This is a genomic window from Hydrogenophaga sp. (assembly GCF_028698005.1).
Lineage (GTDB): Bacteria > Pseudomonadota > Gammaproteobacteria > Burkholderiales > Burkholderiaceae_C > Hydrogenophaga.
This window is the reverse complement of the sequence record NZ_JAQVEJ010000148.1, coordinates 1,741-7,252: the sequence shown is the minus strand read 5'-3', so window position 1 is coordinate 7,252 and position 5,512 is coordinate 1,741. Positions and strand designations below refer to the sequence as shown.

Below are 5,512 nucleotides of genomic sequence, written 5' to 3'. Positions count from 1 at the left end.
CCCCCTCGGGGGGCAGCGACCCGCGCAGCGGCGGAGCGTGGGGGCTCAAACCATCGCCGGCTTGCAGTCGCTCGTCGGGCGGCCCTGGAAGTCGGTCCAGCAGCGGCGCGTGAAGTCGTACAGCTTGCACTTGCGTGCGGTCTCGAAGTACCAGCGCCACGAGAAGTGCTGGATGATGATGCGGCCGGGCAGCGTGTCTTCCAGCAGTTTCTGCGCGTTCTTGAGCTTGTACAGCGGCACGCTCATGTCCACGTGGTGTGCGGTGTGCTCCATGATGTGGTGCATCAGGGCACCGAACTTGAGCGGGAAGGTCATGTGCACCGTGGTGGACACGAAGGGCGCCGCCTTGGCCCAGGCCACCTTGTCGTCGTGCCACTGCACGGCGGTGTGGGTGTGGTGGACATAGACCACGAAACCGATCATGGCATTCCAGAACACGAACGGCACGAGGAAGCCGTAGCCCACCAGTGCCCAGGCCGACTGGCCGGTGGCATGCGCCAGCCCGACCAGGGCAGCGATCCAGACGGCGGCGATGCTGGTCACCAGCACCCCGTCCCATTTGAACTCGGCGCGGCGCGTGCCCATGTAGGTCTTGCTCGGGAAGTACATGCGCTTCCACCACATTTCGATGAAGTAGTACACCGCCGGCCCCCAGCCGCTGCGGTAGATGCGCTCCATCAGGCGTTTGCCGGGCGTGAGCGCCTCGAACTCGTCCTTGGTCAGCGGTGCCCAGACGAAATCGACGCCCTTGAGGTTGGTGTAGCCGTGGTGCACCACGTTGTGACCCACTTCCCACAGGCTGTAGGGCGTGAGCGAGGGGCCCATGGCGATGCGGCCCAGCACGCGGTTGAGCTTGCGGTGCGGGGTGTAGCTCTGGTGGCAGGCGTCGTGGCCGATGATGAACAGGCGACCGATCACGAAACCGGCCACGAGACCGCAGGCGAGCTTGGCCCACCAGGCCGGGAACACCACGGTGCCCGCGATGAGGGCGAGGAAGATGACCCAGTCGAGCACCAGCAGCGCGATGGCCCGGGCGGTTTCGCGCTCGGCAATCGGCGTCAGCCAGCTTCGGATGATTTTGCGGTGCGGCAGCGGCGCACCTTCGGGAATGGGTTGGGGAGGATGGATCTCTGGAGGATTCTGGGACATGGATCTGTATTCACATGGTCTGGGACAACGCCCGGGCCACCCGGCGCACAGCGCGGGTCATGCAACATCGTACCTGCATTTGCTTACAACGCCCCGACAACCCTCCAGGACGACGGGCTTCAGGTCTTGGGCAGCGTCACGCCCACCTGGCCCTGGTATTTGCCGCCGCGGTCCTTGTAGCTGGTTTCGCAGACCTCGTCGCTTTCGAAGAACAGCACCTGCGCGCAGCCCTCGCCCGCGTAGATCTTGGCCGGCAGCGGCGTGGTGTTGGAAAACTCCAACGTCACGTAACCTTCCCACTCCGGCTCGAACGGGGTGACGTTGACGATGATGCCGCAGCGCGCATAGGTGCTCTTGCCCAGGCAGATGGTCAGCACGTTGCGCGGAATGCGGAAGTACTCGACCGTGCGCGCCAGCGCAAAGCTGTTGGGCGGGATGATGCAGACCTCGCCGTGGAAATCGACGAAGCTCTTCTCGTCGAAGTTCTTCGGGTCCACCACCGTGCTGTGCACGTTGGTGAAGATCTTGAATTCGGGCGCGCAGCGGATGTCGTAGCCATAGCTGCTGGTGCCGTAGCTGACAATTTTCTGGCCGGCAGCGTTCTGGCGGATCTGACCCGGCTCGAAGGGATCGATCATGCCGTGCTGCTCCGCCATGCGGCGGATCCATTTGTCGCTCTTGATGCTCATGCGTTGCTCCGGTGCGCACCGGGCCGCTGCCCGGGCTGGCCCCGATTGTATGTAGGCGCGGGGTCAGGCCGTCCGGCCGTCCACCACGCAGCGCCGCACGACGCGGTCGTCGCCGAGCACGATGAGCGCGAACAGCAGTTCATCGAGGCTGTCGGCCTGCGCCGTCTTGCGCGCCAGCAGGGGTGTGGCCTGCGGGTCGAGCACGACGAAGTCGGCCTCGCAGCCAGGCTGCAGGTTGCCGATCACGCCCTCCAGCCCCAGCGCGCGCGCGGCACCGGCGGTGTGCTGCCACCACAGCCGGGACGGCGTGAGGCTCAGGCCCGTCTTGGTCTGTCCTTCCCGGCCCACGTAATAGGCGGCAAGCATGGTGTGGAAGGGCGAGAAGCTGGTGCCACCGCCCACGTCGCTGGCCAGACCGTAGCGCATGCCATGGTCGTCGGCCTGCACGTAATCGAAGAAACCGCTGCCCAGGAACAGGTTGCTGGTCGGGCTCACGGCCGCGGCGGCGCCGCTGCGCGCCATCAGTTGGCGGTCTTCCCCGTCGAGGTGGATGCAGTGCGCGTAGATCGCGCGCTCGCGCAACAGGCCGACATCGTCGTACACGCCGAGGTAGCTGCGCGCGCCGGGGAACAGCTCCATGGCCCAGCGGATTTCGTCACGGTTCTCGGCCACGTGGGACTGGATCCAGACATCGGGATGGCGCGCCGCGATCTCGCCGGCGCCGCGCAACTGGGCCTCGGTGCTGGTGGGCGCAAAGCGGGGCGTGATCGCGTACCCGAGGCGGCCCACCCCGTGCCAGCGCCGGATCAGCGCCTCGGTATCGGCGAGGCTCTGCTGCGTGTCGTCGCGCACGCCGTCGGGACTGTGGCGGTCCTGCAGCACCTTGCCGGTGATGAAGCGCAGGCCGCGCGCCTGCGCCGCCTCGAAGGCCGCGTCCACCGACGCCGGGTGCGAGGTGGCGAAGGTCAGCGCCGTGGTGACGCCATGGCGCATCAGCTCGTCGAAGAAGAAGTCGGCCACGCTGCGGGCGTAGGCCTTGTCGGCAAAGCGCGATTCGTGCGGGTAGGTGTAGTTTTCCAGCCAGGGCAGCAGGCCCGGCGCGGGCGCGCCGATCACGTCGGTCTGCGGGTAGTGCACGTGCAGATCGACAAAACCGGGCGCGATGAGCTGGCCGCGCACATCCTCCACCGCCACGTCCGGAAAGCGGCCGGCCAGCGCATCGTAGGCACCTGCCGCGTGCACGAGCTGGCGCCCCCCCTGCGCATCGGGGCCGATGACGAGCAGGCCGTCACTGTCGTACACGGGCTGGTGCTGGTCATCGAAGCGCAGCAGGGCCCCACGATAAGCCTTCACGTCATCCTCCTCAGGCGGCGGCCGCGACACGGTTGACCTCGGCCACGAAGGCCTGGCGTTGCGCGGCATCGATGAAGCTGGCCTCGAAGCTGTTCTTCGCCAGAGCGATCACATCCTCACGCGTGAGCTGCAACGCTTCGGTGGTCTGCACGAAATTGGCATTCATGTAGCCACCGAAATACGCCGGGTCGTCGGAGTTGATGGTGACGCACAGGCCGGCGTCGAGCATGCGCTTGAGCGGGTGCTCGCGCAGATCGCGCACCACGCACAGCTTGAGGTTGGACAGCGGACACACGGTCAGCGGCAGGCGGGTGTGGGCCAGCTCGGCCATCAGCAGGGGATCCTGCACGCTGGCCACGCCGTGGTCGATGCGGTCCACCTTGAGCAGGTCGATGGCCTGCCACATGTACTCGGGCGGCCCCTCCTCCCCCGCGTGCGCCACCACGCGCAGGCCCAGTTCGCGGCAGCGGGCGAACACGCGCTCGAACTCTTCCGGCGGATGACCGACCTCGCTCGAGTCCAGGCCCACACCGATGAAGTGCTCGCGCCAGGGCAGCGCCGCGTCCAGCGTGGCGAAGGCGTCGTCCTCGCCGAGGTGGCGCAGGAAACACAGGATGAGGGCCGAGCTGATGCCCAGTTCCTCGCGCGCGCGCCGGCAGGCACCCGCGAGGCCCTCGATCACGCTGGCGATGGGCACGCCGCGCGCGGTGTGGGTCTGCGGGTCGAAGAAGATCTCCGCGTGCACCACGTTGTCCGCATGGGCGCGCCGGAAATAGGCCCAGGCCATGTCGTGGAAGTCCTGCGGGTGCAGCAGCACGCTGGCACCGGCGTAGTAGATGTCGAGGAAGCTCTGCAGGTCGGTGAAGGCGTAGGCGGCGCGCAGCGCCTCGATGCTGGGATAGGCGAGCGCCACGCCGTTGCGCCGGGCCAGCTCGAAGATCAGTTCGGGCTCCAGCGAGCCTTCGATGTGGATGTGCAGCTCGGCCTTGGGAATGAACCGGGCAAGTTCGACAGCGTTCATGACTCGTGCCTTTCCATGTCCAGGGACACCACCGAGCCGGCATCGCCGGTCCGCGGGAGGCTTTCCCGTCGTGGGACACCGCGGAACTGGCTTTGCCAGGCCGCTGGTGCCGTCCCCCCTCGAAGCGCCGAAGGCACGCCACAGAGGGGGGAAGCCGCGAAGCGGCGCAGGGGGGTGCTCAACATACTCCCAGCGTGATGCCCAGCCGCGACAGGTAGCGGCGGTAGGCCGCGGACATGCGGTCGGCCGGCCCGTGAACCTCACGCACCGACGGATCGCGACCGATCGGCAGGCGCCGGGGCTGCTGCGATTCGACGATGGGCTGGTCCTGCGCGAACACCGTGTCCTGGAAGGCGCGCAGCACCTCGTCGTCCGACAGGTCACCCAGGGTGGCCATGGCGAACCAGGCCAGGCAACGCTCATCGCCTTCGGGCTTGATGAACAGGGCAATGGCGTTGCTCACCGGATCGCCCTCGGCCGCATCCTTGCGCAGGATGGCCGCATACGGGTGCGGCACCTCGTAGCGATAGGCAATCCAGGCGCCATCGGCCGCATCGGCATAGGCTCGCGGCTGCCAGGCCTTGCACTCGCGCGCCACCAGACCGCCTTCACCCTCCTCCACCTTGCCGGTCTCGACCTGCGCATGGGTGCGGGCACCGAGCCAGCCTTCGTGCACGAAACCGAAGTGGCTCAGATCCAGAAAATTCTCGACCAGGCGCGGCGCGCTGGTGGCGACCTCGTAGGGACCACACAGCACCTGGCGCCACTCGGGGTCGGCCCAGGGCGCAAAACCGGGCACCTCGGCCAGCGCGGCGGGCACCTGCGTGCGGTCGGGCCGCTCCAGGCGCACCCAGACCAGCCCGTGCCGCTCCTGCGCCTCGAACACCCGGACGCCGTGCGAGGCCGGTGGCTCGAAAACCGGCGCGGCGGGCACATGCAGGCAGCGCCCCACCACCACCGGTTCGACGAGCCCCTGCGTGGCCGCCGCGTCGCCGGCGAACTGCCAGCCATGGTAGGGACACTCCAGCCGCGCGCCATGCAGGTGGTTGAGCACCCGGCCCAGCGACAGCCGGGCACCCCGGTGCGGGCACTGGTCGGCCCAGGCGTGCACCGTGGCCGAGCCCGTATCCGACCCGTGCTCATGCTCGCGCCAGAGCACCAGGGACTGCCCCAGCAGCTCCACGCCGACCGGCTCGTCGCGCACCAGAGCGGACGCGATCACCGGATGCCAAAGCTGTCTTTCCATCATCGTGGTCATCTTCTCAAACAAAAAGCCGCTGCGGCGCAGCGGCTTGAATCC

5 protein-coding genes are annotated in these 5,512 nt (G+C 67.8%); all 5 read right to left on the bottom strand.

What is annotated here, in order from left to right; translation table 11 throughout:
- Positions 1-45: 45 nt before the first annotated feature.
- Positions 46-1,149 (bottom strand): fatty acid desaturase, encoded by a 1,104-nt coding sequence (locus tag PHQ87_RS12915; protein WP_300234991.1) that lies wholly within the window; start codon positions 1,147-1,149, stop codon positions 46-48.
- Between the two features lie 119 nt (positions 1,150-1,268).
- Entirely contained in the window at positions 1,269-1,838 is a 570-nt protein-coding gene (gene dcd / locus PHQ87_RS12910; RefSeq protein WP_300234987.1) for a dCTP deaminase, read from the bottom strand.
- A gap of 63 nt (positions 1,839-1,901) precedes the next feature.
- Positions 1,902-3,191, bottom strand: coding sequence for a guanine deaminase (gene guaD, locus PHQ87_RS12905; RefSeq protein ID WP_300234984.1), 1,290 nt, complete (start codon positions 3,189-3,191; stop codon positions 1,902-1,904).
- 10 nt (positions 3,192-3,201) lie between these two features.
- The gene (locus PHQ87_RS12900; RefSeq protein WP_300234981.1) at positions 3,202-4,212 is read right to left on the bottom strand and encodes an adenosine deaminase; all 1,011 of its coding nucleotides are present in this window, start codon (positions 4,210-4,212) and stop codon (positions 3,202-3,204) included.
- 178 nt (positions 4,213-4,390) lie between these two features.
- Positions 4,391-5,512: aromatic ring-hydroxylating dioxygenase subunit alpha (locus tag PHQ87_RS12895; protein WP_366524483.1), on the bottom strand; the 1,122-nt coding region annotated here is incomplete at its 5' end.

Coding starts and splice junctions, on each gene's coding strand:
- dcd (WP_300234987.1), bottom strand. CDS start 1,838: ATGAGCATCAAGAGCGACAAATGGATCCGCCGCATGGCGGAGCAGCAC.
- PHQ87_RS12915 (WP_300234991.1), bottom strand. CDS start 1,149: ATGTCCCAGAATCCTCCAGAGATCCATCCTCCCCAACCCATTCCCGAA.
- PHQ87_RS12900 (WP_300234981.1), bottom strand. CDS start 4,212: ATGAACGCTGTCGAACTTGCCCGGTTCATTCCCAAGGCCGAGCTGCAC.